We start from the raw sequence: 22,411 nt of genomic DNA, 5'->3' as shown, positions 1-22,411 counted from the left end.
CACCTCGTCACTTGCTGTTGAGCACGGTATCGACGGTCTTGCGGGTGATCCGCGCCGCCGCGATCGCGAGGTTGCTCAGGGTCTTCATGTTGTTCACATCGACCTCCTTCTGGGCGTGAAAGGCGATCTGCTCCGGCAGGGAGGCGCCGGGCGGCGCGGCGGCGCCGATGCGCGCCAGGGCCTGATTGCCGGCCGCGGCCGACAAGCGCACCACGCTTGCCACCATCGAGGGTGCGGTGCGTGCGGCGGCGGCAGGCGCCAGCCCGCTCATCCATTGGCTGAATTCGGCCGCCCCGGTGGCAGGCAGGCCGGCAAAAGCCGGCGCGGACGCGGGCAGGCCGGCATCGGCGAGGGAAACGGAAGGAAGTGTCATACGCGCAGCGACAGGGAAATGGCTTCGGACGAAGCCGAGGGGACAAGGGGCGGCGTTTCACCGGAGGGGCCCGCCTCGGCCGGCTCTTCAGCGGTCGGTGAAAGCCCCAGCCAGGGCTGGAGGATTTCGATGACCGACGGGTCTCCCGTTTCGAACAGCGCCTGCGCATTGCCCAGCCAGCTGGGCTCGCCTAGCGCCTGCTGGCACAGGGTGACGAGCGCCTGGGATGCCGGCTGGTCGGACTGGCTCCACAGGCGCATCGCATCCACATATTGCTGGGCGCAGAAATGCTCGAAGGCCTGCAGCTCCCGGATATCGACCTGGGGGCAGAGAATGGCGATGCAGTCGAGCAGGCTCTGCGCCTGCTGCGGCGCCGGGCCTTTCAACATCTTCATCACGCAGCGCACCATGCTTCTGGCGAGCCGCTTGCCTGAAGGCTGATTCACCGGCAATTCATGATTCAGGCCCGCATCCATTGATATTTTCCCGATGAAATTCCATTGAACATTTCATCCACGCAGTCGAGGATGTTCTTTTTCCAGTAAATCGCATGCTCGGCAAAATGCGCCAAGGTATCGGCCAGCCAGCGCCCGGTCGCCGCCGGGCCGAAAGTGCCGCGCACCGAAAGAATCACACCACCGGTATCCGGGTCCATTCCCAATACCGCATCGTCCTTGGCATATACCAAAACATTCGCCTCCAGCATCAGCCGGAATACTTTCAAGGTGCGTCCGGCGGCCACCGCGCCAAACTGGTAGGCGAAATAGAAATGGTCCTCATCGCCGGCCACGCGGCTGAAAGTCACCTCCAGCCCCTTGACCTGGACTTGCCGCCGTCGAAGGATCTCGGGCGGATACAGACCGACGGTGTCGCAGAACTCCTGAAGCAGTTCCGCCAGCTTGTCCTGGGCCATGGCGCAGTGGAGGGATCAATAAGAAATTGGCAGGAGATAAATTGGCGAATGCACGCTCAGTGCATATCCGTCACGATGTCATTGGAAACCTTCTGACTCCATTTGGATCCGGCAATGACACCGTTCGCCATGGTCTTCGCCACATTGGTCGCGGCCTCTTCGGCCGCGCCGATGGCGACGGTCCTGCGCGTGGCGGCGCCGGCTTTTTGCGTTGCCCAATCGTTCATCATATTACCGACCGAAGATTGAACATAATTGGCAAAAGCATTACCCAAAGCAGTCCCGACGCCATTTGTGGCGCCCGATGCGTTTCTGCCGAAATTGGCCGCCGATCTTAGTGCATTTGCAATCATTGTCATTTCCTTGCGAATATCCCGAACCGCGGGTACGGATTCACCCTGAGGGGTGCGATTCAATTCGAAGAACTCCTGCTTGCATCGGCTGCCAGGAATTCGCGAAACTGGGTCAGGCCCTGATAGAGGACCCGGCACTGATGGCGGACCTCTGCATCGCTTTCGGACTTGAGCCTTTCGACCAGGCGGGTCTGGCAGATGGCCAAGGCTTCGATGATGGGCGTGAGCGCGCTGGCATCGGCTGGCACTCCGCCCTCCAGCCAGGCCTGCAGGGTTTGCTCGTGATCGGTGGTGAAGGGCTCGAACATCGGCAGCTTCCTAGTCGCGCTCATTGCGCGAGAAGACCTTGGCGCCATCCGGCCGCTCGGCATACCGCAGCGCATCCGCCGCGATCGCCGCACTGAAGGCGCTGGGCCGCGCCTTGCGCTCCAGCGCGAAGTCGATGCCCTTCACATTCATGCCCAGGTCCTTGACCAGGGGCGCACCGGCGGCACGCAGCCGCGCCGGATCGGCCACGATGCCCTCGACCTGGAAGCGCCCGCCGCCCAGGTAACGCGCGTTCACGCCGGGCTGGCGCAGCGCGGCCTCGATGGTGGAGGCGATGTCGTCGGCGACTTCCCATTGGCCCAGCACGGCCACGCCGGTGCTGCGCTCCAGCTCCGAAACCACGGTGTGCACCGTGCGGCCCTGATCGGCATCGCGCACCAGGCCGCTGAGCACGACGGCATCGCGTGCGGGACGCACCGTCAGCTCGTCGAGCCCACGCCGCGCCAGGTCCTGTTGCAGCAGCTGGGCGCCGTACTCGGGCCGCGCGGGCGGCGGGGTATGCGGCGGAGGTCCGCTGGAGCGGCCGTACAGGCCGGTGACAGCCGCCAGCAGCCCGGCGCCGAGCAAGCCGGCCCGCATGCCCCAGGAGGCCGGACGCGCCGCAGGCACGGCCCTGGCCATCACTGGCCCGGGCTGCAGGCAATCGAGCAGCTCGGCATCGCTCGGCCAGGCACCATCGCTGTCGCCCACGCAAAGCACCACTTCTCCGAAACGGCGGGCCTGCAGTTCGGGCCAGGCCTGAGGGACGGCCGAATCGGCCTCGCCCTCCTGCGCCGCGAGGCTGACCGCTCCGGCGGCATCGACCTCGATCGTCAGCGGCGGCAGCGTCCAGTCGAGCAACACGACGGATCGATCGGCCGTGTCCGCATCCGCCTCTTCGGCGCCGATGCGGTACCGGCCCGGCACCAGCGGCAGCGATGCGCCGGCATGCAGTCCCAGGAGGACACGCAGGGACATCATGCGGCGTCTCCGGTTGGCTCAAGAACGGTCTGCGGCGGCCGTGCGACGCAGGCCATGAACAGGACGGGCAGCAGCAGATAGACACTGTCGCCCAGCAGCTGGCGCAGCAGCGGCACCGCGGGCTCATGGTCCTGTACCTTGCGGTCCAGCGGGTCTTCCGCCGAGCACAAGGTCTCGCGGACATCGCTCAGCAGGTAATGCTGCAGGCCATAGGTGGCATGAAGGGGTCGCATGCGGTTCTGGAGGTCCTCGCAGACCGTCCGGATCGGGCCCACCAGGTCCAGCGGGCCGCCATCCTCCCTGGTACGCAGCTGTGCAGCCAGGCGCTCGGCCAGGTCCTGCAGGAACTCGGGCAGCAGCTTGCCCATGGTCTCGCGCAGAAAGGCCGGCATGGCCTGGATGCCGTGCGCTTGGCAATGCCTGGCGCAGCGCTCGGGCAGGTCGGCGCAGGCCCGGGCCAGGTGGCCGTTTTCCGTGGACGGCGATGCCGACCTTGAAATGTCGAAGCCGGCTTCCACGCCCGCCGGCGCGGACGCGCCATCCGGATGCCCACCATGGGAGTCCTGCTGCTGCGACCCGGACTGGTCCGAGTGGCCGGACTGGCCCTTGCCGCCGATCGCGGAAGTCTTGCCCGTATCGCCGAAGAAGCCTTCGTCGACCACGCTTTCCTCTGCATGGTGGGCCGGAGACCGCGGCTTGCCCGCGGGCGCTCTTGCCACGGCGACCAGGCGGGGACGCATGCGCACGGGCGGCCGCGTCAACTTCTGGATCAGGTCCTGGATCTCGGGTGACGTTACCCGATGCGTCGCGGCCGAAGAGGCCGGATGCGACACCGCCGTCGCCGGCTCGGGCGCCGCGGATTTCAGCACGGCCGCGAGCCCCTGGCTCGGCGTGAAGAGAGGGGAAATATCGCTCATCGACGAAAAGCCGCTTGCAGCAGCGCCTGTGAAAAGTCGACCATCTGCGCACCCGACCAGCTGGCCGTGACCGCGATCACGGCCGAGACCACCAGGAGCTTGATGCCATGGGAAATGCTGGCGTCCTGCAGCGAGGTGACCGCCTGCAGGAAGGCCACGAGCAGCCCGATCAGGGCCGAGGAAACAATGGCCGGCAGCGAGACCAGCAGGCAGACCAGCATGGCCTGCGAGGTGAAGCGGATGACGTCGTCGGAGTCCACGGCGGGCGCCCTCAGCGGTAGGTCTGCACCAGGCCGTGCAGCAGGACGGACCAGCCGTCCAGCACCACGAACAGCAGCAGCTTCAAGGGGATGGCGATGTTGGTCGGCGAGGCCTGCGAAAGTCCGATCGCCACCAGCACGTTGGCCACCACCAGATCGACCACGATGAAGGCCAGGTAGAGCAGGAAACCGATGCGAAAGCCTTCGGTGAGTTCGCTGACGACGAATGCCGGCGCGACCACCATCAGGTCGTCGGGCCTGAGTTTTTCCGCATCGGCCTTGGGCCAGAGATCGGCCGCCGACTTCAGGAAATAGCGCTTCTCGCGTTCGTGCGCGTGTTTGGCGAGAAAGTCCTTGAAGGGGCCGTGCGCCGCATCCAGCAGATCGGCGGCGCGCTGGGCGATGCTGTCGGCGGGCTTGTTCCTGAAGCCGTCGAAGGTCGCCCGCAGCGTGGGCATCAGGATGTAGACGGTGAGGATCAGCGCCAGTCCGTTGATGACCATGGTGGGCGGAACCTGCTGCACACCGAGCGCGTTGCGCACCAGGGTGAGCACCACCGATATCTTCACGAAGGAGGTCAGCGACATCACGAACAGCGGCAGCAGGCCCAGCGCCACGGTGACCAGCGCCAGGCCGACGATGTCCCCGGGCTGGAAGTTCACGCGGCGCCTCCCCGGCCATCGACCGGCTCGATGCGCAGCACACGCACGCCCAGCCGGCCGCCCAGCGCCACCAGTTCGCCGTGGCCGATGCACTGTTCGGCCACCCGGATACGCACCCTTGCCTGCTCGATCGGCATGGCGAGTTCGAGCACATCGTCGGCCGCGAGGCCGGCGATGTCGGCCAGGCGCAGGCTGGGGCCTGCCAGTTCGAACTGCACCGGCAGTTCCAGGCGCGCCAGCGAACGCACGATGCCGGCACTGGCATCCGCGCCATCGCGCTCGATGGGCAGCATGGCGCTGGCGCCGTCTTCATGGGGAGCATCGATCAGGGTCATGGTGGAGTCACGCAAAAGAACAGGGGCGCGCAGCGCTGACGGCGAGTCGCCGCCCCAGGCCAGCACGGCCCGGGCACACAGTCCGCGGCCGGCACCGGAGTCGTCCGGCAGCTGGTGCAACGGCAGCACCACCACATCGCCGCAACGCAGGCCTTGCAGCACCTGCCTAGGCATGGGACGGGATGCCAGGATGAGGCGGCTCGGCAGGCGCCACGCCAGGGCGGTGGCGGGCATGGTGGGCTCAAGGGCTGTGCAGTGGCGCTCGGCCGCCTGCAACAGGTAATCGTCCACATGCAACACCTCCAGCAGTGCGTCGCCGCAGCGCAGCGCGACACCGCTGCCGTGGCTGGCCGGCGGCGCCGTGGTGCGCAGATCGACGGTGAAGGAGGTGTCGGCCAGCCGCCCCAGGAACTCGCCCAGCAGCAGCGATGCGACCGCGCTCCGCGTGCCGCTGTCGGGCAGCGATGCGGCCATGGCGAGCGCGGGCCAGCGCTGGGGCTCGATCGCCAGGCTGATCTGGCCCGCCGAGGTCGCCACCACGGCCAGCAAGGCATCCGCCGCGATAGGTGCGGGCGACACGCTCTGCAGACTGAAGCAAGCCCCCGTGGCCGCCGATGGCCAGCCGCGGCGCAACGCCCGTGCCGCGCAACTGCGCAGCCGGACGCTCGCGCGATCGACCTGCGGCAAGGCGCGGTTCAGGGGTGTGGCGATGCTTGGCATGGGAGGAAAAATGGAGGCGAAACACGAAGGCGATTCGGGGTGGGCTCAGCGTAGGCCAGCCAGCGCATTCGCCGCACGTCGATGCGAAGCGTCGTCACCGCATGCGAAGTCGCATGCCCAAAAGCCGGTCCGGCCGCTTCGCGATGCCGGCCCTATTTCGCTTGACGAGACAAGAAGTCTCGAAACCGAGGGAGCGGAAGTACTTCGCCTGGCATCGCAAGGTTTCGGGCGGCGGGCGGACAGAGGCCGGACGGCGTCCTACGCTGCAAGCCATCGAACTCTTCCAATACCGCCGATATGGACCTTCGTTTCTTCAATCAAGTTATTCCCGGCCTCACGGGCCAGCCGGCGCCGGCCTCGGCCACCGCGCCGAATGCCGCGCCCGTGCGCTCCGGCGCCGACGCGCAAGCCGCCCATTTGCAGGGCTTGCGGGCGGCATCCGGCCAAACGAAGGCCGCCAGCGGCGAGTTCGAGTCCGGCATCGAGGCCATGCCCGCCGGACTGCGCGAGAGGAATGCGCAGTACGCGCTCGATGCCCTGCTGACGCAGAGCGAACAGGTGGCCGGACGGCTCGTCCAGAGCGCCCATCCCTTGCGCAAGCTCGAGCCCGGGCAGGTGGAAGGCCTGGCGCTGGAAATCGCATCCTGCCTCGACAGTGCCCAGCGGCAGTTGCTCAGGCTGACGGATGAGATCGGGCGCCGCGAGCTGAGACACACGCCGTCCCCGGCCATGGAGCAGAAGCTGGATTTCATGCGCGGCCTGATCTGGCAGCGGCTCAACGCATTTCGCCAGGGCGTGCGCGAGCAGCTAGCCAGCGCGCCGCAGGACCTGGACTTCGCGCCATTCATGCAGTGGGCGGACGGCTTCGCGGCCGGCCCCGGCAAGGCGTCAGGCCAGCCCGCGGTACTGACTGCAGCAGCCTTGGTGCTGGAACTGCTGCACGAAGCAGCGCGGCGCCTGGAGGCGGGCGGCACGCAGCGCAGCCCTTCTCCTTAAGAGCAGGCGCGCAGGCACTCCGCGCAGGCTTCGCATTCGCCGCCACAACTTCGCCTCGATCGGTCGCCGCGCCATTGCCGCTGCCGATCATGGCGGCGGATCGGTCAAGCATCACTTCTCACAGGACAACGATGAGCTCGCACTTCTCCCCTATTGGCTGGCCCGGAGCGGCGGCGGCATGCCGGCCGCTCCAGCCGGTCGAGGCATCCGGCGGCGACTGCGACGAGATGGCCCGGCTGATGGCGCAGATGCAGGAACTGCGGACGCCTTCATGGCTGGAAATGCGCGGCGACACGGACGAGGCCGACGACATGGATGACATGAAAGACGGCGACAGCGGCGGCTGAAACCGAAGCAGCCGCTCGCCAGGACGCCGGCGCACCAGGCCAGGCCTTCGTTCACCGCCGTTTTAGGAATGCTCCTAGACGAATGCAAGTTCTCCTGCCCGCAGTGGTCGCCACACTGAAGGGATCGGTTCTCTCCCCAGGTCCAACCCGATGACAAGATGATTGCCTACCACTACCTGCTCATCAGCTCCACCCTCGACTGCAGTGTCATCGCGCCGCTGGCGGCTCACTGCATGTCCGAGGGCCGTCTGTCCGAGGCCGCCGTCGCTGCGCTGGCCGCAGGCGAGACAGCCAACGATCCTCTGAAGCATGCCCGGCTGCGGCAGGTGTGCGGCGACATCCACCTGCTGCGCGGCGCGCTGGAGGATGCCGAGGAGGCCTATCGCCATTCGCTCAAGGGACTGGAGTCTTCGCCGGAGACCGAGGCTCTGTCCTGCCGCAGCGCGGGGCTGCTGGCGATGTTCCAGCGCCGCTTCGAGACCGCCGCCAGCTGCTTCCACAAGATCCTCGGCAGCGCCTGTACACGCCCTGCCCGGTTCGAAGCCCACATGCTGATGGCCGGCATCCTGTTCGAGTCAGGCCTGCGCAGCCGGGCCCGCGACCTGCTCAACACGGTTTCCAGCGAGGCCGCAGCGGCCGCGAACTTTGCATGGCAGCAGCTGGCCCTGCTCATGCTGCATGACTTCGACGTGCGTGCCACGGTTCAGCAGCAGACGGAACTGCGAGACGACATCTACTGGCAGTCGCTCGGCACCCCGGCCACGCCTTCCGCACTGATGGAGATGCCGGTCGTCTCGGGCGAAGTGGACCCGGCCGTGGCGCGCCTGATCGAGCAGCGCGCCGATCAGCTCAGCCGCGCCCTGGCCCTGGCGCGCGGTCAGGCCAGCGACAGCCTGACGCTGCAGTCCTGCCTGAGCAACACCCGCATCCTGTCGCCGCAATGCCATCAGACGGTGGTGCTGGAAATGACGCAGGCGGCACTGGCGGGCAAGCTGGTGCACATCGCGGAAATCCTGATCGTGGGCGGCGGCTCGACCGCGCTGCAACGCAACCTGGCCAATGCCGACGGAACCGATCCGCAACAGCGGCAGCTGGTGTATTGCTATGCCAAGCTGCGCCTGCTGCAAGGCCTGTCGGACCAGGGGCTGGCGATGTATGCCGGCTATGCCTTGCTGGCCATGCAATCGATGCGCAGTGTCTATCCGATCGCCCAGCGTTTCGATGAAAAACCGGCCAGCCACTATGCGGTGGTGAAGGACGACATCAGCGCGCGGCTGCCGGCCCGCTACCGCCGCGCCTACCAGTACATGCTGGCGCATTCGCATGTCTCGACCCTGTCGATCAACGATGTGGCCAATGTGATCGGCGTATCCGAACGCGCGCTGCAGCTCGCCTTCAAGGAGCACATCGGGCTGTCGCCGCGCGAGGTGCTGCGGCGCCATCGCATGCAGAAGATCCGCGAGGACCTGCAGGAAGCCACCGGTGCCGGTGTGATGGAAGTGGCGATGAAGCACGGCATCCGCAACCGCACCGCGCTGACGGCCGGCTATCGCCGCTACTACAACGAGACGCCGTCCAAGACGACGATGGGCTGATGGGTTGAAGCCCGGAGTGCAAGGCCCGCCGAGGCCGACCGGATGGACCAGAAGCAACGCGCGATCCGTGACTTCGGCACCCTCGTGCAGGTGCGTCGTCGGCGTGGCCAGACCCTGCAGGCCCAGTTGGCCGAAGCGGTATCGGAGCATGAGCGCTGCCTGGAGCGCCAGGCCCGGCGCGAGCAGGATCTGCAGGCGCGCCGGCAGTCGCATGGCGACTATCTGCTGCAGCTCCAGGACCGTACCAGCCACGGACGGGCCGTCAGACTGGAGGATCTGCAAGCCGGGCGCAGGCATGCCCAGGCCCTGCTGTTGCAATGCGACGAAGCCGCGGCCTCCTTGTCGGCGGCCGGCACGGCAGTCGATCAGGCCTTGCAGGCCTGCGCGGAACTGCGCCGCCAGATCGCGGCCAATGAAGCACTGATCGCCTCACTCGACGAGCAGGCCGGCAAATGGAAAAAAATGCTGGCGGCCGCCGCCGAGGAACGTGAGGAGGACGAGCGGGCCGATGGGCGCACCGGCGCACCGGCGCCCTAGCTCTGCAGCCAGCTGCCCTGTGCGATGGGGAAATCGAAGTAGGTCTGCGGAAAAGGCTCGTCGACCAGGCCGAAATGCCACCACTCCTGGGCGATACCCTGGAAACCCGCGGCCTGCATCAGCGAACGCAACAAACGGCGGCGCCGCATGAACTGCGGGTCGATTTCAGGCTTGTCCATGCGGGAATCGGCGCCGAAGAAATCGAAGGGGCTTCCCATGTCGAGTTCGCCGTTCGGCAGGAAATCCTCGTCGGCCAGCATGACCGTCAACGCGCCAGGGTCGGCCGGCACCGGCTGGCCCTGCTCGATGAGCCGCACCAGGGTGAGATCCACGCTGCTGCCGCGCGAATGGCCGGAACGTGCGCTTATATAGCCCAGCGGCACCAGCTCGTGTTTCTGCAGCGTCGGGTGGTACATGGCCCGGGTGCGCGGGTCTTCGGGGTCTGCCGCCCATTGCAGGAAATCGTCCACCGCGCGCTGCGGCCTGTAGCCGTCGAAGACCTTCAGGCCCAGCCCGAGCCGGGCCGCCAGCCGGTTGGCGGTGCTCAGGGCAAGCGCGGCACGCAAGGTCAGCAGGCAGATCGGCGCGTCGTAGCCGGCGGCGGGACGGCCGAGGAAATTGTCATGCCCGGCGTAGCGGGCATCGATCAGCAGGCCGGGATCGAATTTCGCCAGATCGACGAAGATGGCGTTGGAGACCGGATTCATGGGCAGTGGGCGCGCGCCTTGTGTGTTTCATGGGGGAATGGAATGGCGGTCTGCGGCCGCTCCGCATCCAGGCGGCGGGCCATGCTTTGCCATTGCGCCATGAGCTGTGGATCGGCCATGCGATGGCGCTCCAGCCGCTCGCAGAGCTGCATCACCAGCCGCGCGCCAGGACCGCACTGCAGGACTTGCGAAAGGCGCATCACCAGCCGGCTCCAGGCCAGCCCGACAGCGGCGATGCGCTCGGCCATGTCCTGGTTGTCGGGTGGCGCCAGCAGGACCGGATTGTCTCCCGCCAGATCTTCCAGCAGGCGCCAGACGAGTTGCTCGGCGCGCTCCCGCCCAAAAGCGGCGAGTGACTCAGCCATGTCGCCGTGCAGCAGATCCAGGTCGCTGCCGCAACAACCATGGTCGAGCGCCACCGTGCCGTCCTCGATCAGGATGCTGGCCGGCCCGCCCAGCAGCACACGCAGCCGACGAATCGCGCTGGCGAAGTTGCTCGCGGCAGCGGCGCCATCGGCCCCGGGCCACATCGCGTCGGCTACGGCGGTGACCTCCAGCGGTGCTCCCCAGCGCGCCAGCAGCAGCCATCGCAGCAGCTGACGCTGGCGAGCGCCGAGGCCGATCGTCCGGCAGGCGCCTTCGACACGGTTCGCCTTCAGGTCATACACACGCAAGCCACCGAAACTGCGGATCAGGATCGCAGACGGCGGGCTGGCGGCGTTTCGCGCGGACATCTTCGGAACCGTTTTTTCCGGCGTAGTCGCCTGCCATGGAGCGCCGTGCCGCGCTTGGGTGAAATGCCTCATGGGCGCGATGGTGAAAGAGGCCGGCTCTGCACACAATGAGACGATTCCGAAAGCGGCTTGCATGGCGGTTCAGCCCAGGCGCAGCCAGCCGGGCTCGAATCGGGCGTCGGCATACATCATCAGAAAATCGTGATCGTTGCGCACGCCGAGCTTGCGGTAGCCCGCCTGCTTCTGGGCACTGATGGTCTTGACGCTGCGGCAGAACTTGGCGGCGATGCTGGTGACATTCATGCCCTGCAGGCTGCAGCGCAGCACCTCGATCTCGCGCGGAGAAAGACCTGGCTGCTCGCCTGCCAGATCCGGCATCGCCGCGGCTTCGGGCAGCCCGGCCGGATACACCGTTTCGCCAGCGGCGAGCTGCCGGATCGTATCGAGCAAGGGGTCGAGTCCCGCGCTCTTGGAGAGAAAGCCGTGCGCGCCGGCGCGCCGCACGATGCTGGCGATCTTGATGCTGTCGTAAGAGGTGTAGACCAGGATCCGGATATGCGGGAAGCGGGAGCGGAGGTAGCGCACCAGGCTCCAGCCGTCGATTTCGTCCGGCGACAGCTGGTAATCCAGCACCAGCACATGGCAGGGGCAGCTGATCAGCAGGCGCAGCAGTTCCGCCAGGGTGGACGCGGCCCCGGTCCAGCCATAACCGGGACTGTGTCCGATCAGCAGCTCGATGCCGTAGCGCACCACGACGTGGTCGTCGAGCACGGCAATGCGGATGTCCTCGAATGCCGGGGCGAGCCGAGCCATCGCGCGGGGAACCGAAAGCGCCGCACCCATGCTGGCTAGCCGCCATGCGCGACCAGACGCCCGAGCCAGCGCAGCGCCCGTATGCCGCTGTGGCTCATCTCGGCATCGTCCAGCCGCTCCAGTACGAATGCCAAGCCGGCGACCGAGTGCATACCCACCACTTGCGAGGCACCACGGATCCGGTGAGCGCGTGCACGCACCAGGGACCAGTCCCGCGCGTCGACGGCTTTTTTCAGTACTTCCAGGTCAGCCCGGCAGCTGCTCCAGTACAGTTCCGAGAGCACCGCGTTCTGCGCAAGCGGGCCGGAGCGGGAGATATGCAAGTTGCCTGGTGCGCGTGCGTCCGTGCTGGCGACGCCGAGTGCCGAAGCCAGTGCCGGCAGGGATACAGGTTTGGACAGGACTTGGTCCATGCCGGCGGCCAGGCACCGACCCAGATGAAGCTTGCCGGCATGGGCCGATAACGCCACCAGCACGAGCGGCCATGCAGACCGGCGGTCCACGATAGCGCGTTCCAGGTGCCGTATTCGGCGCGCCAGACTGTATCCGTCGCCATCGGGCAGGCAGTTGTCGATCAACACCGTGGACGGCTTGCGCTGGTCGATCAGGTCCATGGCCTCCCGGCTCGATGCGGCAAGGATGGCATCGAAGCCCAGGGTCCGCAGCTGGCGCTGCGCCGCGCTGCGGCAGACCGCGTCGTCATCGATGACCAGGCACAGGCGGCGGTGCCGGCCGCGTCTTTCCACATGCCGCGCCGGGCGGCCGATCGTCGTGTCATGCATGGGCTGGATAGGTTTCGGTCGAGTGCCTTTGGGGCTGGATGGACGCATCAGGAGATCCTCACCGTGACCGCCACGTCACAGCCCGTGTCCGGCAGGATTCCATAGCGCCAGCGGGCCGATGGGCTGGACATCGCGTCGCACAGCGACTGCAGCTCTTCTGCCACGCGGGCGATGCGCGGCTCGCCCGCGTGGAACAGCGGCCGGAGCGTCATGTCGATGGCCATGTCCCCTTCCTCGGTCAGGCCCACGCGCATCGGCAAGGTCCAGCGCCCCGCCATTTCAGCCGGATGGCCGCATAAAAGGGCATGGGCGATCAGGCAGGTCGAATGGGCACGCAGCTTCAGGTCGCGCGTACCGGGCAGGCAACGCACCGGCAGCGACAGCTCGCAACGGCGGAAGGCGGCAAGGAGACGCAGATAGCTTTCGAGCATCTCGATCTCCTGCTGCAGCTCGACCTCCACCGGAACTGCATGTTCCAGGCAATGCCGCAGATAGTCGGAGAGGTTGAAGATCTGCTCAAGCTGCAGCTCTTCCGTGGCTTGCGGCTCGGCTGCCATCCGGTTGAAGGTGTTCATCACCAGGTGGATATCCGCACCGGGCGTGGGCGCCGCCATGGCGCATGGGGGGCGCTATGGCGTGCAAATGCAGGAGTACCGCGAGCCGGATCGATGCCGTGCGGCCCGCCCGCCCGCGGCAGCAAGCGCCACCACCACAGCGCCGCCAGTGCGGCGATGCCTAACGACGCATACCCGATGACCCATCTGACAACGCCCATAAGTGCCAAGAAACGCAAGCTGAAAAACGCTGCGCGCAAAAAGAGGCATTATCCAGCAAAGTGAGTGCACGCACTCTTTTTTGTTCAACGTTCGAGGCGTGCCTGGACATGGCACGCCTCTGGCCTCGAAGCCTTCAGTAGGCCTGCCGATCCCAGAAGACCAGGCGTACTGTCTTGAAAATGATGCGCAGGTCCAGCCGCAGGGACCAGTTGCGCAGGTAGTCCAGGTCGTATTCGATGCGGGCCTGCATCTTTTCCAGCGTCTCGGTTTCGCCGCGAAAACCATTGACCTGCGCCCAGCCCGTGATCCCCGGCTTGACCTTGTGCCGGACCATGTAGCCCTTGATCAGCCGCCGGTAGAGTTCGTTGTGCGAAACCGCATGCGGCCGCGGCCCGACGATGCTCATGCGGCCCTGCAGCACATTGATGAACTGCGGCAGTTCGTCGAGCGAGGTACGGCGCAGGATCGCGCCCAGCGGGGTGATGCGGCTGTCGTTTTTCTGCGCCTGCCGCACCGAGGCGCCGTCCTCCTGCACATGCATCGAGCGGAACTTGTAGACCACGATCTCCTGGCCGTCCAGACCGTAGCGCCGCTGGCGAAAGATCACCGGCCCCGGCGAGCTCAGCTTGACGGCGACCGCCACCGCGACCAGCACCGGCGCGATCAGCACCAGGATGCAAAGCGAAAGCAGTACATCGCTGCACCGCTTGACCACACCCATGAGGCCATGGAACGGTGTCTCGCAGACGGAGATCACCGTGACACCGTTCACCTCGGAGGTCCGGCCCTGTATCAGGTCGGTCACGAACATGTCCGGCACGAAGTAGATCGACGCAGTCGTGTCCTTCAGTGCATCGAGGATCTGCATCACCTTCGGCTCGGCCGCCATCGGCAACGAAAGAAAAATCACCGAGATGCGCTGCTCCTTCATGAACGCGGCGAGTTGCTCGATGCGGCCGATCAGCGGGTAGCGGGCGACGCTGCCGAGCCGCTCCGGTTCGCGGTCGTCGAAGAAACCGACCAGCTTCATCGGCGTGTAGGGCGATTGCGCGATATTGTCGGCCAGCGCCAGGCCCTGCGCATTCATGCCGACGATCACCACTTTCTGGCCGGCGCCCTCCAGCGACAGGATGGAAGGCGCCATCCAGCGGACCACGAAATGCGCCATGACCAGCATGGCCGGCGCGACCACGAGCCAGGTCTGCACGATGGCGGTCGAGAATTGGTGCAGCGTCCGCGTCGCGTACCCCCCCAGCAGCAACAGACCCGCGATCCACGCCCAGGAGAACGCCACGTTCGCCACCAGCTTCAGCGCCGGCTCCTGCAAGCGCGAGATGCCCGGGAACGTGAGAGCAAACACGACGATGGACAGCCCCATGTAAGGTGCCGCCCGCTCCTCTCCGAAGCAGATCGCGACCAGCCAGAGGCTGCCGACCAGCACCACCGGCTCCAGCAGGGATTCGATGGACCCGAGCAGGCTGCTGCCGCTGTTGACTGCCGAGCTGTAACGCCGCGCCGAAACCAGCGGGGCAGGGTCACTCGCTGGCACTGGCGGCCTTGAACGACGACACGGCCTGCATGCGGTTCGAGACCTCCAGTTTCTTGAATATCCGTTGCATGTGATTCTTCACCGTGAACGAACTGATATTCAGGATGCTGCCGATTTCGAAATTGGTCTTGCCCATGGCAACCCAATGCATGATTTCGACTTCACGTGGACTCAAATTCCATTTCTCCGCGGCATTACCTTCGGCCGGATCGATGGAAGGCTTGTAAGTATCCGGAAGAATCTGCTGCAGCGGCAAATGGGCGACCTGGCGCAGCGCCGTATCGATATACGGAAGCAATACCTCCATGGCACTGCAAACCGCATCGCCATAAGTCACCTTGGTACTCAGAATAATGTAGATGCAGTCGTGCTTGCCACGCTCGTCGCTGATTCCATGCACGAGCATGGAACGCGCCTTCGGCAAGCCATCGCCGAGTTGGCGTTGCAGATCGACGTCGGTCGGAAACCATCCGGTTTCATTAGCGGAAATGACGAAGGGTCGTTTCTCGTATTCCAGCCAACGATTGAACAGGTTTTTCAGGAAAGGCGACAAGGCGCGCGAATCGATATTTTCCGAGCGCACACCTTGAAGGTCCGAAACGATGTCGTGGTAGAGCGGGCCCTTGTCGAAGTCGCCCCAGCCCGCGACCAGGATGTCATGCGGGATGTGCGCCTGCACATCTCCCTGGAGCCAGACCAGCAGGTCGAAATGACGCTTGACTCCAACCGCCTGCGTGATCATGCGGAAGTACCGGCTGATGTCGTCCGCCGAGAGCGACGAGAAGAAGGTCATGGGGCTGCTCGGTCGTGCTGCTGCGGTTCATGGAACTCAGGCTGGCGCGGGCCGTCGTCGACACGCGTTGCAAGGTCCAGGCGCGGGGTCCAATGCTCATGGACAAGTTTGCGAATACTCACTATCCACATTATTTTGGCTCGCTCATCGATACACCTAGACACATGAAGAATACCTCAGTTCGTGGTCTGCGCACTAAATCGGCGCCGGCTGCGTAAGGTAATTGAAGGGTGAAATCCGCGCCAGCACAAAGACTTGCAGGAGACATTGAAAGCTAGTCTGACTGGGCTATTGAGGGTGTTTGGGGTGCATGAGACATTGAAGTTGTCCCCTCCGTCCCGTCCCAACCTCCTAACCAATAGAGGAATATCACCATGCGCAATGTCATCACTAAAGTTGCTGTAGCCACTAGCCTTCTTCTAGGGCTGCAGTTTTCCGCAGAAGCGGCATACACGCCCGCAGGCCTCATCTACGGAACCTATACGACAGATCAAGTCACTTCCAACGGATCCTTCTCCGACGTCGTGAGCTTCAAGATCGCCTCTAACAGCATCGGCGCTTCTGGCGCCACCAGCGTGACCTACGAGGGCGTGTACGGCGCACTAGTCAAGGAGATCAATATCTACCAAGGGCTGTACACAGACACGGCAGACCTCGCCGGCCTCACGCCGATCTCCACCGGCTGGGTCACGAGCACCAGCTACACCGGCTCCGCGCTGGTCACCACCGTGGCGACTTCCGCCACACTCTCGGCCAACACCGACTACACCCTGTCCATTGCCGGCGAAAGCATCGGCGTGGCCGGCTACACCGCGATCATCGCGCTCAAAACGCTGCCGGTGACGCCACCCGTGCCAGAACCGGAAACTTATGCCATGCTCGCCGCCGGGCTGGGCATGATGGGCCTCATCGCCCGCCGCCGCAAGAAGCTGCATTGACACCCCCGTGCCCCTGACTAGGGGCATCTAAAAACAATGGAGTACCATGGGGTACTCCATTGTTTTTAGATGTAAAATTTATTGGCCTTTCAATTTCGTGAGCCCAACGCGCTGCCAATTGATTAACGTCCGTCTCGCCAATGCAAAACTCTTCCATTTCGCTGGTCCCCAATATAGAGCCATTGGGCCGGGCGTCAGATTACGCGTACGAATTTGCAGAGGCCACGCGCTGCAACGCGCTGTTCGGTCGATTCAGTCTGCAGGAGTGCAATATATTCAGCGACTACATGAAATGCTTTGGCGTGCCGCGTGACACACCGATCCTGCGGCAACGGCGTGCCGGCGATTTCCTGATCATCGTACTGACGGGCTGCGTAGACCTGATACGGACCGATACCCTGGGCAACCAGGTCGCCAGAGAACGGATAGGGCCTGGCGGCATGGCCGGCGAAATGTCGCTGGTCGATGGCAGCGACTACGAATCGAGCTGCATCGCCGCGGAGCCTACCGACTTCGCCGTGTTGACGAGGCAATCCCTGGATGCCGTAGTCCACGAGCATCCCAGAGTCGGAAATAAATTCCTTTCACTGCTCATCCAGCAGCTGACACACCGACTTCGAGCATTCACAGGCTCTGGCGACAATATGGGCATGATCGGGGCGCATTCATGAGGTTCAGTTTTTTGGGGGCCCTGCCGTTCCGGCTGGCCCCGTGGTGCCTGCTGGCGGCATCCGCCTATGCGAACCCGAACGACACGCTGCAACTCTCGGCCAGCTACTCCGTCACCCACAACGACAACCTTTTCCTTCTGCCCAAGGGTGCGAACGCGCAGGCATTGGTCGGCAGGGACAGCGCTGCCGAAACTATCAAGGCAGCGACGGCCACCGCGGCGTTCGTCAAAGACTACGGACTCCAGCATGTCGAATTAACGGTCAATGCGATCAATTACGACTACCAAAACTTCAGTTACCTGAGCTTCAGCGCGCTCAATTACGCAGGCCTGCTCAAGTGGAACGTGACTCCGCGCATACGCGGCACCGTCACGGCAACCCGCGACAAGTCGCTTGTAGGCTTCAACGACTTTCAGAACTATTCGATCCGCAACGAGCGGATCGTCACCAATACCCGCGCCGACGGCATCTACGAACTGGACGGCGCCTGGCAGCTGGTAGGCGGCGCCTCGCGATTCAGCGTCGCCAACACGTCCACTGTGCAGGAGCAACGAGCTTTCGACCTCGACTCCGTCGAGGGCGGGATCCAGCGCGTATTCGCCTCGGGCTCCCAGCTTTCCTACCGACTGCGGCGTGGTAGCGGCAGCTACAGTGCCGTGTCATTCGCCGCTGGCGCATTCCTGCCCTCCGCTTTCGACGAGACGGAAAACCAGCTCCAGATGGTGTGGCTGGTGACGGACAAGAGCCAAATCATCGGCCGCCTGGCCTATCGCAAGCGCACCTTCAACGATTTCAGCTTCCGTGACTACAGCGGCGTATCTGGCGGAGCCACGCTGACATGGGGGCTTTCCGCGCGCACCAACCTGGAAGCCGGCATTTCCCACGAACTGAGCGACTACCAGGCCCTCTACGCCAACCAGATGACCACCGAAAAGTTGATCTTCGGCCCTGTTTGGCAGGTCAAGGAAAAGCTCAAGCTGCGTTTGCGCCAGGAAGTCTCCCGCCGCCGCTTCAGCGGCGATGTACCGGGCGTGAATGTGGTGCAGCAGCGCGAGGACCACGTCTATCTCAGCCGCGCCAGCGTCGAATGGCAACCCCGCGAACAGGTCGATCTGAGCGCCTGGTTGCAACAGGACCGGCGCGATTCCAACTACACCGGCTTCACCTACACCAGCCGCAGTGTCGGCGTGCTGGCCCAGATCTCTTTTTGAATCGTACGAAGTGCCGCAGGCGTTTCACCATGACCAACAAGACCGAAACCAATCCTGAATTTTTCGCTCCGCGCTGGCATCGCTTCGCGGCACCTGTGGCAGTCCTGGGTGTCGCGCTCCTGGCCGCAGGCTGCAGCAAGGAAGCCAAGCCGGAAGCGGCCTCGCAGGTAGCCGCCAAGGTCAACGGCACCGAGATCTCGGTGCACCAGATCAACTACCTGATGACGCGATCCAAGGCCAACCCGCCTACGCCGGAGGCCGCCAAGGCCTTGCGGCAACAGATCCTGCAGAAGCTCGTCGATCAACAGTTGCTGGTGCAGAAGGCGATCGACGACAAGCTCGACCGCTCGCCCGATGTCCAGATGAACCTGGAAAACGCCCGCCGCGACGTGCTGGCCGATGCCTACCTGCAGGCCACCAGCGCGGAAACTTCCAAGCCAGACGAGCGGCAGATCAAAAAGTACTACGCCGACCATCCGGAACTGTTCAGCCAGCGCCGCGTGTTCCAATTGCAGGAAATCAACTTCGCGGCGAGCACTCCGGATGCGATCAAATCCGCCGTCACCGCGTCCGTCGATGCCGGCCGCCCTGCCGACGACGCGGCCGCCATTCTAAAAGCACGCGGCGTGGAATTTGCTAAGGCTGACTCGCAGCGATCCGCCGAGCAGATTTCGCTCGAATTGCTTCCCAAGCTACAGCGGCTGCGCCAGGGGCAGGGCATGGTGGCGGCCAATCCGCAAACCGTGAGTGTCATCTATCTCAAGTCCTACGAAGAAGCACCTGTTTCCGAAGCCATGGCTTTGCCGCGGATCGCACAGTTCCTGAACAACCAGAACCTGACACAAAGTTTGGCCACGCTGGTAAAGAATCTTCGATCGCAAGCCAAGATCGATTACGTTGGCGAATTTGCAGAAGCGCCCACCGACAACTCGGCCAAATAAACATATCAGCCCATTCGGAGAGATAGAAAAATGTTCGAGCGTTTCCACCAAAAATTGCTGGCCTGCGTGATGGTCGCACTGTCGGCCTGCGTTGCCCACGCGCAGACAGCCGCCCCCGACTACAAGCTCGGCGCCGGCGATGTCATCCACATCCAGGTCTACCAGAACCCCGACCTTACAGTCGATACCCAGGTACCTGAAAGCGGCGTCATCAGCTACCCCCTGATCGGCAATGTCCGCATCGGCGACCTGAGTGTCACGGGAGCACAGAAAGCGATTGCCGACGCGCTGGCGCAGGGACGCTTCGTGAAGAATCCCCAGGTCACCATCAGCCTGGGCCAGATTCGCGGCAGCCAAGTGGCGGTGCTTGGACAGGTCAACCGGCCGGGCCGCTTCCCTCTGGAGACCACCAACAACCGGCCGAGCGACCTGCTGGCCGCCGCCGGTGGCGTCACGCCGACGGGCGACGACATCGCCATCGTGGTCGGCTCCCGTGATGGCAAGCCCTTTCGCCAGACGATAGACATCCCCGGCCTGTTCATTGGCCAGAACCAAGACAAGCAGCTTCTGCTGCGCGACGGCGACACGATCTATGTGCACCGCGCACCCATGTTCTACATCTACGGCGAAGCACAGCGCCCCGGCCCCTACCGCATCGAGCGCGGCATGACGGTCATGCAAGCTCTTGCGACCGGCGGCGGCCCGACCCCTCGCGGCAGCGAAAGCCGACTGCGCCTGAGCCGCAAGAACGCCTCGGGTGTCGTCGAAAACGTCACGCCCAATCTCACCGATCCGATCCAGGCCGATGACGTGATCTACGTCCGCGAAAGCCTGTTCTAGGACTTACAGATACCGCCCCTCGACAGGACGCTCGTCATGACCATCCAGCAATTCCTCCTCATCCTGCGTGCACGCTACAAGGTTGCCCTCCTGGCGCTGCTGATCACCGTGGCCGTGGCTGCCGTTCTGACCGCACTGATGCCCCGGCGCTACACGGCTACCGCCGCGGTGCTGGTGGATGTGAAGTCGCCCGATAGTCTCACCGGCGTGGTGCTCCCCGGCATGGTGGCGCCTGGCTACATGGCCACCCAGGTGGACGTGATCACGAGTGATCGCGTTGCCCAACGTGTGGTGACGCTGCTGGGCATGGACAAGGACCCCACCATCCGCAGCCAGTGGGTGGAGGAAACCGGCGGCAAGGGCTCGTTCATCAACTACCTGGCCGACTCCATCGGGCGCAACCTCGATGTGCGCCCTGCGCGCGAGAGCAACGTCATCACCATCGACTACAAGACCTCCGATCCGGAGTTCGCAGCAGTAGCAGCCAATGCCTTCGCCAAGGCCTATGTCGACATCAACCTCGACCTGAAAGTCGAGCCGGCGCGCCAATACGCCGAGTGGTTCCAGGGCCAGACGCAGGTCTCGCGCGACAAGCTGAACAAGGCCCAGCGCGCGCTCTACGAATACCAGCAGAAGGTCGGCATTGTCGCCACCGACGAGCGCCTCGATTTCGAAACCACCAAACTCAACGAATCCGCATCCCAGCTCACGGCCATCCAGACGATGACCACCGATGCCCAGAGCAAGCGTGGCGCTGGCGACACCGTGCAGGAAGTGATGCAGAGCCCGCTGGTCAACAGCCTGAAGACCGAGATCGCCCGGGTGCAGGCCAAGCTGCAGGAAAGCAGTGGCAACCTCGGCGCCGAACATCCGCAGACCAAGCGCACCGAAGCCGAACTGGCCAGCCTGAAACAGCAGCTCAACACCGAAACGGCCCGCATCACCGCCTCGATCAACACGGCCTACCAGGTGGGCAAGCAGCGCGAACGTGAACTGCAGGCCGCCATCGCCGCGCAAAAAGACCGTGTGCTGGAAATCAACAACCATCGCAACGAACTGAATGTGCTCAAGGGCGATGTGGATGCCGCGCAGCGTGAATTCGAGGCCATCAGCCAGCGCGCCGCGCAATCGCGCCTGGAAAGCCTGTCCAACCAGACCAACCTGTCGGTGCTGACCGTCGCCAGCCCGCCGCTGAAGCCCTCCAGCCCGCGTGTGCTGCTGAACATGCTGGCATCGGTTTTCGTGGGCACGCTCCTGGGCATCTGCATCGCGCTCTTCATCGAACTGACGAACCGCCGCGTCCGCTCCACCGACGACCTCGCAGACTTCCTGGAACTGCCGGTGCTGGCCTCGATTGCATCCAGTTCCATGTCGCGAGCTCAACGCAAGCTGTCCAACAAATCCTCTATGCCCGCGCTGGGCCACCGGAGTGCCGCATGAACCATTCCCCGATCGAAGTCCTGGACCCTCAAGGTACCAACTTCCGAACGCGCGCCGCCGGCGCCGGCCGCTCGATCGGCGCGATCCTGGTGGACAACGGCCGGCTCACGCCCGAGAACGCCGAACGCATTCTTCGCCTGCAAAAGGACGAAGGGCTGCGCTTCGGCGAGGCCGCCATCCGCCTGGGCCTGCTGACCGAGGACGACATCCGTCACGCCCTGTCGCACCAGTTCGACTATCCCTACCTGCCGATCGACGACAACTCGCTGAGCAAGGAACTCGTCGCGGCCTACCAGCCTTTCAGCCCTTCGGTCGAGCACCTGCGCGCACTGCGCAGCCAGCTGATGCTGCGCTGGTTCGACAGCGATGCCAACCGCAAGGCGCTGGCCATCGTCAGTGCGGAGGCCAAGGAAGGCCGCAGCTACATCGCGGCCAACCTGGCCATCGTGTTCTCGCAGCTCGGCGAACGCACGCTGCTGATCGACGCCGACCTGCGCTCGCCCAGCCAGCACAAGCTGTTCAAGCTCGGCGACGGCCCCGGCTTGTCCAGCCTGCTGTCGGAACGCGCCGGCATGGAAGCCGTGCGGCCGATCACCTCCCTGCTGGGCCTGTCGGTGCTGCCCGCCGGCCCGACCCCGCCCAATCCACAGGAACTGCTGGGCCGGCCGGCCTTCGCCGCGCTGCTGCAGACCCTGGGCCATGACTTCGACGTGATCATCATCGACACGCCGCCAGGCGCCGGCTATGCCGACGCCCAGACCGTCGCCGTCCGAGCAGGCGCCGCACTGCTGGTCACCCGGCAGAACCACAGCCTGCTTCCCAAGGCCCACCAATTGCTGCGCGACCTGCAGCAGTTCGGCGCGACCGTGGTGGGCTCGGTGCTGAACGACGCCTAAGGCATCCACGAGGCAGCAGGAGCGC

28 protein-coding genes are annotated in these 22,411 nt (G+C 64.7%); 11 read left to right on the top strand and 17 right to left on the bottom strand.

The annotated features are described in order from the left end of the window. Positions 1-7: 7 nt before the first annotated feature. From GT347_RS19685 to GT347_RS19640, 10 genes are read right to left on the bottom strand one after another with little or no spacing between them, the layout of a single operon-like run. A complete protein-coding gene (locus GT347_RS19685; RefSeq protein ID WP_160553817.1) occupies positions 8-373 on the bottom strand; it encodes a hypothetical protein in 366 nt (121 codons plus the stop codon). After that, complete coding sequence (locus GT347_RS19680) at positions 370-849, bottom strand: HrpB1 family type III secretion system apparatus protein (RefSeq protein WP_160553816.1); 480 nt, start codon at positions 847-849, stop codon at positions 370-372. The genes GT347_RS19685 and GT347_RS19680 overlap by 4 nt, the downstream gene beginning before the upstream one ends. Next, complete coding sequence (locus tag GT347_RS19675; protein WP_160553815.1) at positions 834-1,286, bottom strand: CesT family type III secretion system chaperone; 453 nt, start codon at positions 1,284-1,286, stop codon at positions 834-836. The genes GT347_RS19680 and GT347_RS19675 overlap by 16 nt, the downstream gene beginning before the upstream one ends. 56 nt (positions 1,287-1,342) lie before the next feature. Further along, positions 1,343-1,702 (bottom strand): hypothetical protein, encoded by a 360-nt coding sequence (locus GT347_RS19670; RefSeq protein ID WP_160553814.1) that lies wholly within the window; start codon positions 1,700-1,702, stop codon positions 1,343-1,345. After that, complete coding sequence (locus GT347_RS19665) at positions 1,699-1,947, bottom strand: hypothetical protein (RefSeq protein ID WP_160553813.1); 249 nt, start codon at positions 1,945-1,947, stop codon at positions 1,699-1,701. Before GT347_RS19665 ends, GT347_RS19670 begins: the two co-directional genes overlap by 4 nt. 10 nt (positions 1,948-1,957) lie before the next feature. Next, positions 1,958-2,923: a hypothetical protein gene (locus GT347_RS19660; protein WP_160553812.1), complete on the bottom strand. Its 966-nt coding sequence runs from the start codon at positions 2,921-2,923 to the stop codon at positions 1,958-1,960. After that, positions 2,923-3,843 carry a hypothetical protein gene (locus GT347_RS19655; RefSeq protein WP_160553811.1) on the bottom strand — a complete coding sequence of 307 codons (921 nt, stop codon included), beginning with the start codon at positions 3,841-3,843 and terminating at the stop codon, positions 2,923-2,925. The genes GT347_RS19660 and GT347_RS19655 overlap by 1 nt, the downstream gene beginning before the upstream one ends. After that, positions 3,840-4,103 carry a type III secretion system export apparatus subunit SctS gene (gene sctS, locus GT347_RS19650; protein WP_195812359.1) on the bottom strand — a complete coding sequence of 88 codons (264 nt, stop codon included), beginning with the start codon at positions 4,101-4,103 and terminating at the stop codon, positions 3,840-3,842. Before sctS ends, GT347_RS19655 begins: the two co-directional genes overlap by 4 nt. 11 nt (positions 4,104-4,114) lie before the next feature. Continuing rightward, positions 4,115-4,765 (bottom strand): type III secretion system export apparatus subunit SctR, encoded by a 651-nt coding sequence (gene sctR, locus GT347_RS19645; RefSeq protein ID WP_160553810.1) that lies wholly within the window; start codon positions 4,763-4,765, stop codon positions 4,115-4,117. Beyond that, the gene (locus GT347_RS19640) at positions 4,762-5,820 is read right to left on the bottom strand and encodes a FliM/FliN family flagellar motor switch protein (protein WP_160553809.1); all 1,059 of its coding nucleotides are present in this window, start codon (positions 5,818-5,820) and stop codon (positions 4,762-4,764) included. The genes sctR and GT347_RS19640 overlap by 4 nt, the downstream gene beginning before the upstream one ends. A 297-nt stretch (positions 5,821-6,117) precedes the next feature. Here GT347_RS19640 and GT347_RS19635 point away from each other — a divergent pair, with 297 nt between their 5' ends. From GT347_RS19635 to GT347_RS19620, 4 genes are all read left to right on the top strand, one after another. Then, entirely contained in the window at positions 6,118-6,816 is a 699-nt protein-coding gene (locus tag GT347_RS19635; protein ID WP_160553808.1) for a hypothetical protein, read from the top strand. A 131-nt stretch (positions 6,817-6,947) separates the two neighbouring features. Then, positions 6,948-7,163 carry a hypothetical protein gene (locus tag GT347_RS19630; RefSeq protein ID WP_160553807.1) on the top strand — a complete coding sequence of 72 codons (216 nt, stop codon included), beginning with the start codon at positions 6,948-6,950 and terminating at the stop codon, positions 7,161-7,163. A gap of 158 nt (positions 7,164-7,321) precedes the next feature. Then, positions 7,322-8,758, top strand: a complete 1,437-nt coding sequence (locus GT347_RS19625; protein WP_160553806.1) for a helix-turn-helix transcriptional regulator — start codon at positions 7,322-7,324, stop codon at positions 8,756-8,758. A gap of 42 nt (positions 8,759-8,800) precedes the next feature. Then, on the top strand, positions 8,801-9,295 hold the full coding sequence (locus GT347_RS19620; protein ID WP_160553805.1) for a hypothetical protein: 495 nt from the start codon (positions 8,801-8,803) through the stop codon (positions 9,293-9,295). On the opposite strand, the gene GT347_RS19615 is transcribed toward GT347_RS19620, so the two are convergent. The 7 genes from GT347_RS19615 to epsA form a co-directional block, all read right to left on the bottom strand. Further along, positions 9,292-10,002, bottom strand: coding sequence for a M15 family metallopeptidase (locus GT347_RS19615; RefSeq protein ID WP_160553804.1), 711 nt, complete (start codon positions 10,000-10,002; stop codon positions 9,292-9,294). The two genes, GT347_RS19620 and GT347_RS19615, sit on opposite strands and share 4 nt — an antisense overlap. Further along, the gene (locus GT347_RS19610) at positions 9,999-10,808 is read right to left on the bottom strand and encodes a hypothetical protein (RefSeq protein WP_160553803.1); all 810 of its coding nucleotides are present in this window, start codon (positions 10,806-10,808) and stop codon (positions 9,999-10,001) included. The genes GT347_RS19615 and GT347_RS19610 overlap by 4 nt, the downstream gene beginning before the upstream one ends. Positions 10,809-10,877: 69 nt before the next feature. Beyond that, entirely contained in the window at positions 10,878-11,579 is a 702-nt protein-coding gene (locus tag GT347_RS19605; RefSeq protein ID WP_160553802.1) for a response regulator transcription factor, read from the bottom strand. A 5-nt stretch (positions 11,580-11,584) separates the two neighbouring features. Further along, complete coding sequence (locus GT347_RS19600; RefSeq protein ID WP_160553801.1) at positions 11,585-12,331, bottom strand: response regulator; 747 nt, start codon at positions 12,329-12,331, stop codon at positions 11,585-11,587. Positions 12,332-12,378: 47 nt separating this feature from the next. Beyond that, positions 12,379-12,906 carry a histidine kinase gene (locus tag GT347_RS19595; RefSeq protein ID WP_160553800.1) on the bottom strand — a complete coding sequence of 176 codons (528 nt, stop codon included), beginning with the start codon at positions 12,904-12,906 and terminating at the stop codon, positions 12,379-12,381. Positions 12,907-13,240: 334 nt separating this feature from the next. Next, positions 13,241-14,656 carry an undecaprenyl-phosphate glucose phosphotransferase gene (locus GT347_RS19590; protein ID WP_229722390.1) on the bottom strand — a complete coding sequence of 472 codons (1,416 nt, stop codon included), beginning with the start codon at positions 14,654-14,656 and terminating at the stop codon, positions 13,241-13,243. Next, positions 14,643-15,449 (bottom strand): XrtB/PEP-CTERM-associated transcriptional regulator EpsA, encoded by an 807-nt coding sequence (gene epsA, locus GT347_RS19585; protein WP_160553799.1) that lies wholly within the window; start codon positions 15,447-15,449, stop codon positions 14,643-14,645. Before epsA ends, GT347_RS19590 begins: the two co-directional genes overlap by 14 nt. Before the next feature lie 374 nt (positions 15,450-15,823). On the opposite strand from epsA, the gene GT347_RS19580 reads away from it, so the two are divergent. From GT347_RS19580 to epsG, 7 genes are all read left to right on the top strand, one after another. Next, positions 15,824-16,387 (top strand): FxDxF family PEP-CTERM protein, encoded by a 564-nt coding sequence (locus GT347_RS19580; protein WP_160553798.1) that lies wholly within the window; start codon positions 15,824-15,826, stop codon positions 16,385-16,387. Between the two features lie 140 nt (positions 16,388-16,527). Then, the gene (locus GT347_RS19575; protein WP_160553797.1) at positions 16,528-17,058 is read left to right on the top strand and encodes a Crp/Fnr family transcriptional regulator; all 531 of its coding nucleotides are present in this window, start codon (positions 16,528-16,530) and stop codon (positions 17,056-17,058) included. Continuing rightward, positions 17,055-18,269 (top strand): XrtB/PEP-CTERM-associated polysaccharide biosynthesis outer membrane protein EpsL, encoded by a 1,215-nt coding sequence (epsL, locus tag GT347_RS19570; RefSeq protein ID WP_160553796.1) that lies wholly within the window; start codon positions 17,055-17,057, stop codon positions 18,267-18,269. The genes GT347_RS19575 and epsL overlap by 4 nt, the downstream gene beginning before the upstream one ends. A gap of 29 nt (positions 18,270-18,298) precedes the next feature. Then, positions 18,299-19,210, top strand: a complete 912-nt coding sequence (locus GT347_RS19565; protein WP_160553795.1) for an EpsD family peptidyl-prolyl cis-trans isomerase — start codon at positions 18,299-18,301, stop codon at positions 19,208-19,210. A 30-nt stretch (positions 19,211-19,240) separates the two neighbouring features. Further along, the gene (gene epsE, locus GT347_RS19560; protein ID WP_160553794.1) at positions 19,241-20,050 is read left to right on the top strand and encodes a polysaccharide export protein EpsE; all 810 of its coding nucleotides are present in this window, start codon (positions 19,241-19,243) and stop codon (positions 20,048-20,050) included. A gap of 36 nt (positions 20,051-20,086) precedes the next feature. Further along, complete coding sequence (epsF, locus tag GT347_RS19555) at positions 20,087-21,490, top strand: chain length determinant protein EpsF (protein ID WP_160553793.1); 1,404 nt, start codon at positions 20,087-20,089, stop codon at positions 21,488-21,490. Then, entirely contained in the window at positions 21,487-22,386 is a 900-nt protein-coding gene (epsG, locus tag GT347_RS19550; protein ID WP_160553792.1) for a chain length determinant protein tyrosine kinase EpsG, read from the top strand. The genes epsF and epsG overlap by 4 nt, the downstream gene beginning before the upstream one ends. The last annotated feature ends 25 nt before the right edge of the window (positions 22,387-22,411 follow it).

The sequence above is a fragment of the Xylophilus rhododendri genome (assembly GCF_009906855.1).
Classification (GTDB): Bacteria; Pseudomonadota; Gammaproteobacteria; order Burkholderiales; family Burkholderiaceae_C; genus Xylophilus; species Xylophilus rhododendri.
The sequence above is the reverse complement of the archived record's forward strand: the minus strand, read 5'-3'. Positions and strand labels throughout refer to the sequence as shown.

Coding starts and splice junctions, on each gene's coding strand:
- GT347_RS19620 (WP_160553805.1), top strand. CDS start 8,801: ATGGACCAGAAGCAACGCGCGATCCGTGACTTCGGCACCCTCGTGCAG.
- GT347_RS19665 (WP_160553813.1), bottom strand. CDS start 1,947: ATGTTCGAGCCCTTCACCACCGATCACGAGCAAACCCTGCAGGCCTGG.
- GT347_RS19660 (WP_160553812.1), bottom strand. CDS start 2,923: ATGTCCCTGCGTGTCCTCCTGGGACTGCATGCCGGCGCATCGCTGCCG.
- epsA (WP_160553799.1), bottom strand. CDS start 15,449: ATGACCTTCTTCTCGTCGCTCTCGGCGGACGACATCAGCCGGTACTTC.
- GT347_RS19685 (WP_160553817.1), bottom strand. CDS start 373: ATGACACTTCCTTCCGTTTCCCTCGCCGATGCCGGCCTGCCCGCGTCC.
- GT347_RS19605 (WP_160553802.1), bottom strand. CDS start 11,579: ATGGGTGCGGCGCTTTCGGTTCCCCGCGCGATGGCTCGGCTCGCCCCG.
- GT347_RS19675 (WP_160553815.1), bottom strand. CDS start 1,286: ATGGCCCAGGACAAGCTGGCGGAACTGCTTCAGGAGTTCTGCGACACC.
- GT347_RS19615 (WP_160553804.1), bottom strand. CDS start 10,002: ATGAATCCGGTCTCCAACGCCATCTTCGTCGATCTGGCGAAATTCGAT.
- GT347_RS19635 (WP_160553808.1), top strand. CDS start 6,118: ATGGACCTTCGTTTCTTCAATCAAGTTATTCCCGGCCTCACGGGCCAG.
- GT347_RS19580 (WP_160553798.1), top strand. CDS start 15,824: ATGCGCAATGTCATCACTAAAGTTGCTGTAGCCACTAGCCTTCTTCTA.
- GT347_RS19680 (WP_160553816.1), bottom strand. CDS start 849: ATGGATGCGGGCCTGAATCATGAATTGCCGGTGAATCAGCCTTCAGGC.
- GT347_RS19630 (WP_160553807.1), top strand. CDS start 6,948: ATGAGCTCGCACTTCTCCCCTATTGGCTGGCCCGGAGCGGCGGCGGCA.
- GT347_RS19625 (WP_160553806.1), top strand. CDS start 7,322: ATGATTGCCTACCACTACCTGCTCATCAGCTCCACCCTCGACTGCAGT.
- epsL (WP_160553796.1), top strand. CDS start 17,055: ATGAGGTTCAGTTTTTTGGGGGCCCTGCCGTTCCGGCTGGCCCCGTGG.
- GT347_RS19610 (WP_160553803.1), bottom strand. CDS start 10,808: ATGAGGCATTTCACCCAAGCGCGGCACGGCGCTCCATGGCAGGCGACT.
- GT347_RS19565 (WP_160553795.1), top strand. CDS start 18,299: ATGACCAACAAGACCGAAACCAATCCTGAATTTTTCGCTCCGCGCTGG.
- GT347_RS19655 (WP_160553811.1), bottom strand. CDS start 3,843: ATGAGCGATATTTCCCCTCTCTTCACGCCGAGCCAGGGGCTCGCGGCC.
- GT347_RS19595 (WP_160553800.1), bottom strand. CDS start 12,906: ATGAACACCTTCAACCGGATGGCAGCCGAGCCGCAAGCCACGGAAGAG.
- epsG (WP_160553792.1), top strand. CDS start 21,487: ATGAACCATTCCCCGATCGAAGTCCTGGACCCTCAAGGTACCAACTTC.
- GT347_RS19575 (WP_160553797.1), top strand. CDS start 16,528: ATGCAAAACTCTTCCATTTCGCTGGTCCCCAATATAGAGCCATTGGGC.
- GT347_RS19640 (WP_160553809.1), bottom strand. CDS start 5,820: ATGCCAAGCATCGCCACACCCCTGAACCGCGCCTTGCCGCAGGTCGAT.
- GT347_RS19600 (WP_160553801.1), bottom strand. CDS start 12,331: ATGCATGACACGACGATCGGCCGCCCGGCGCGGCATGTGGAAAGACGC.
- epsF (WP_160553793.1), top strand. CDS start 20,087: ATGACCATCCAGCAATTCCTCCTCATCCTGCGTGCACGCTACAAGGTT.
- epsE (WP_160553794.1), top strand. CDS start 19,241: ATGTTCGAGCGTTTCCACCAAAAATTGCTGGCCTGCGTGATGGTCGCA.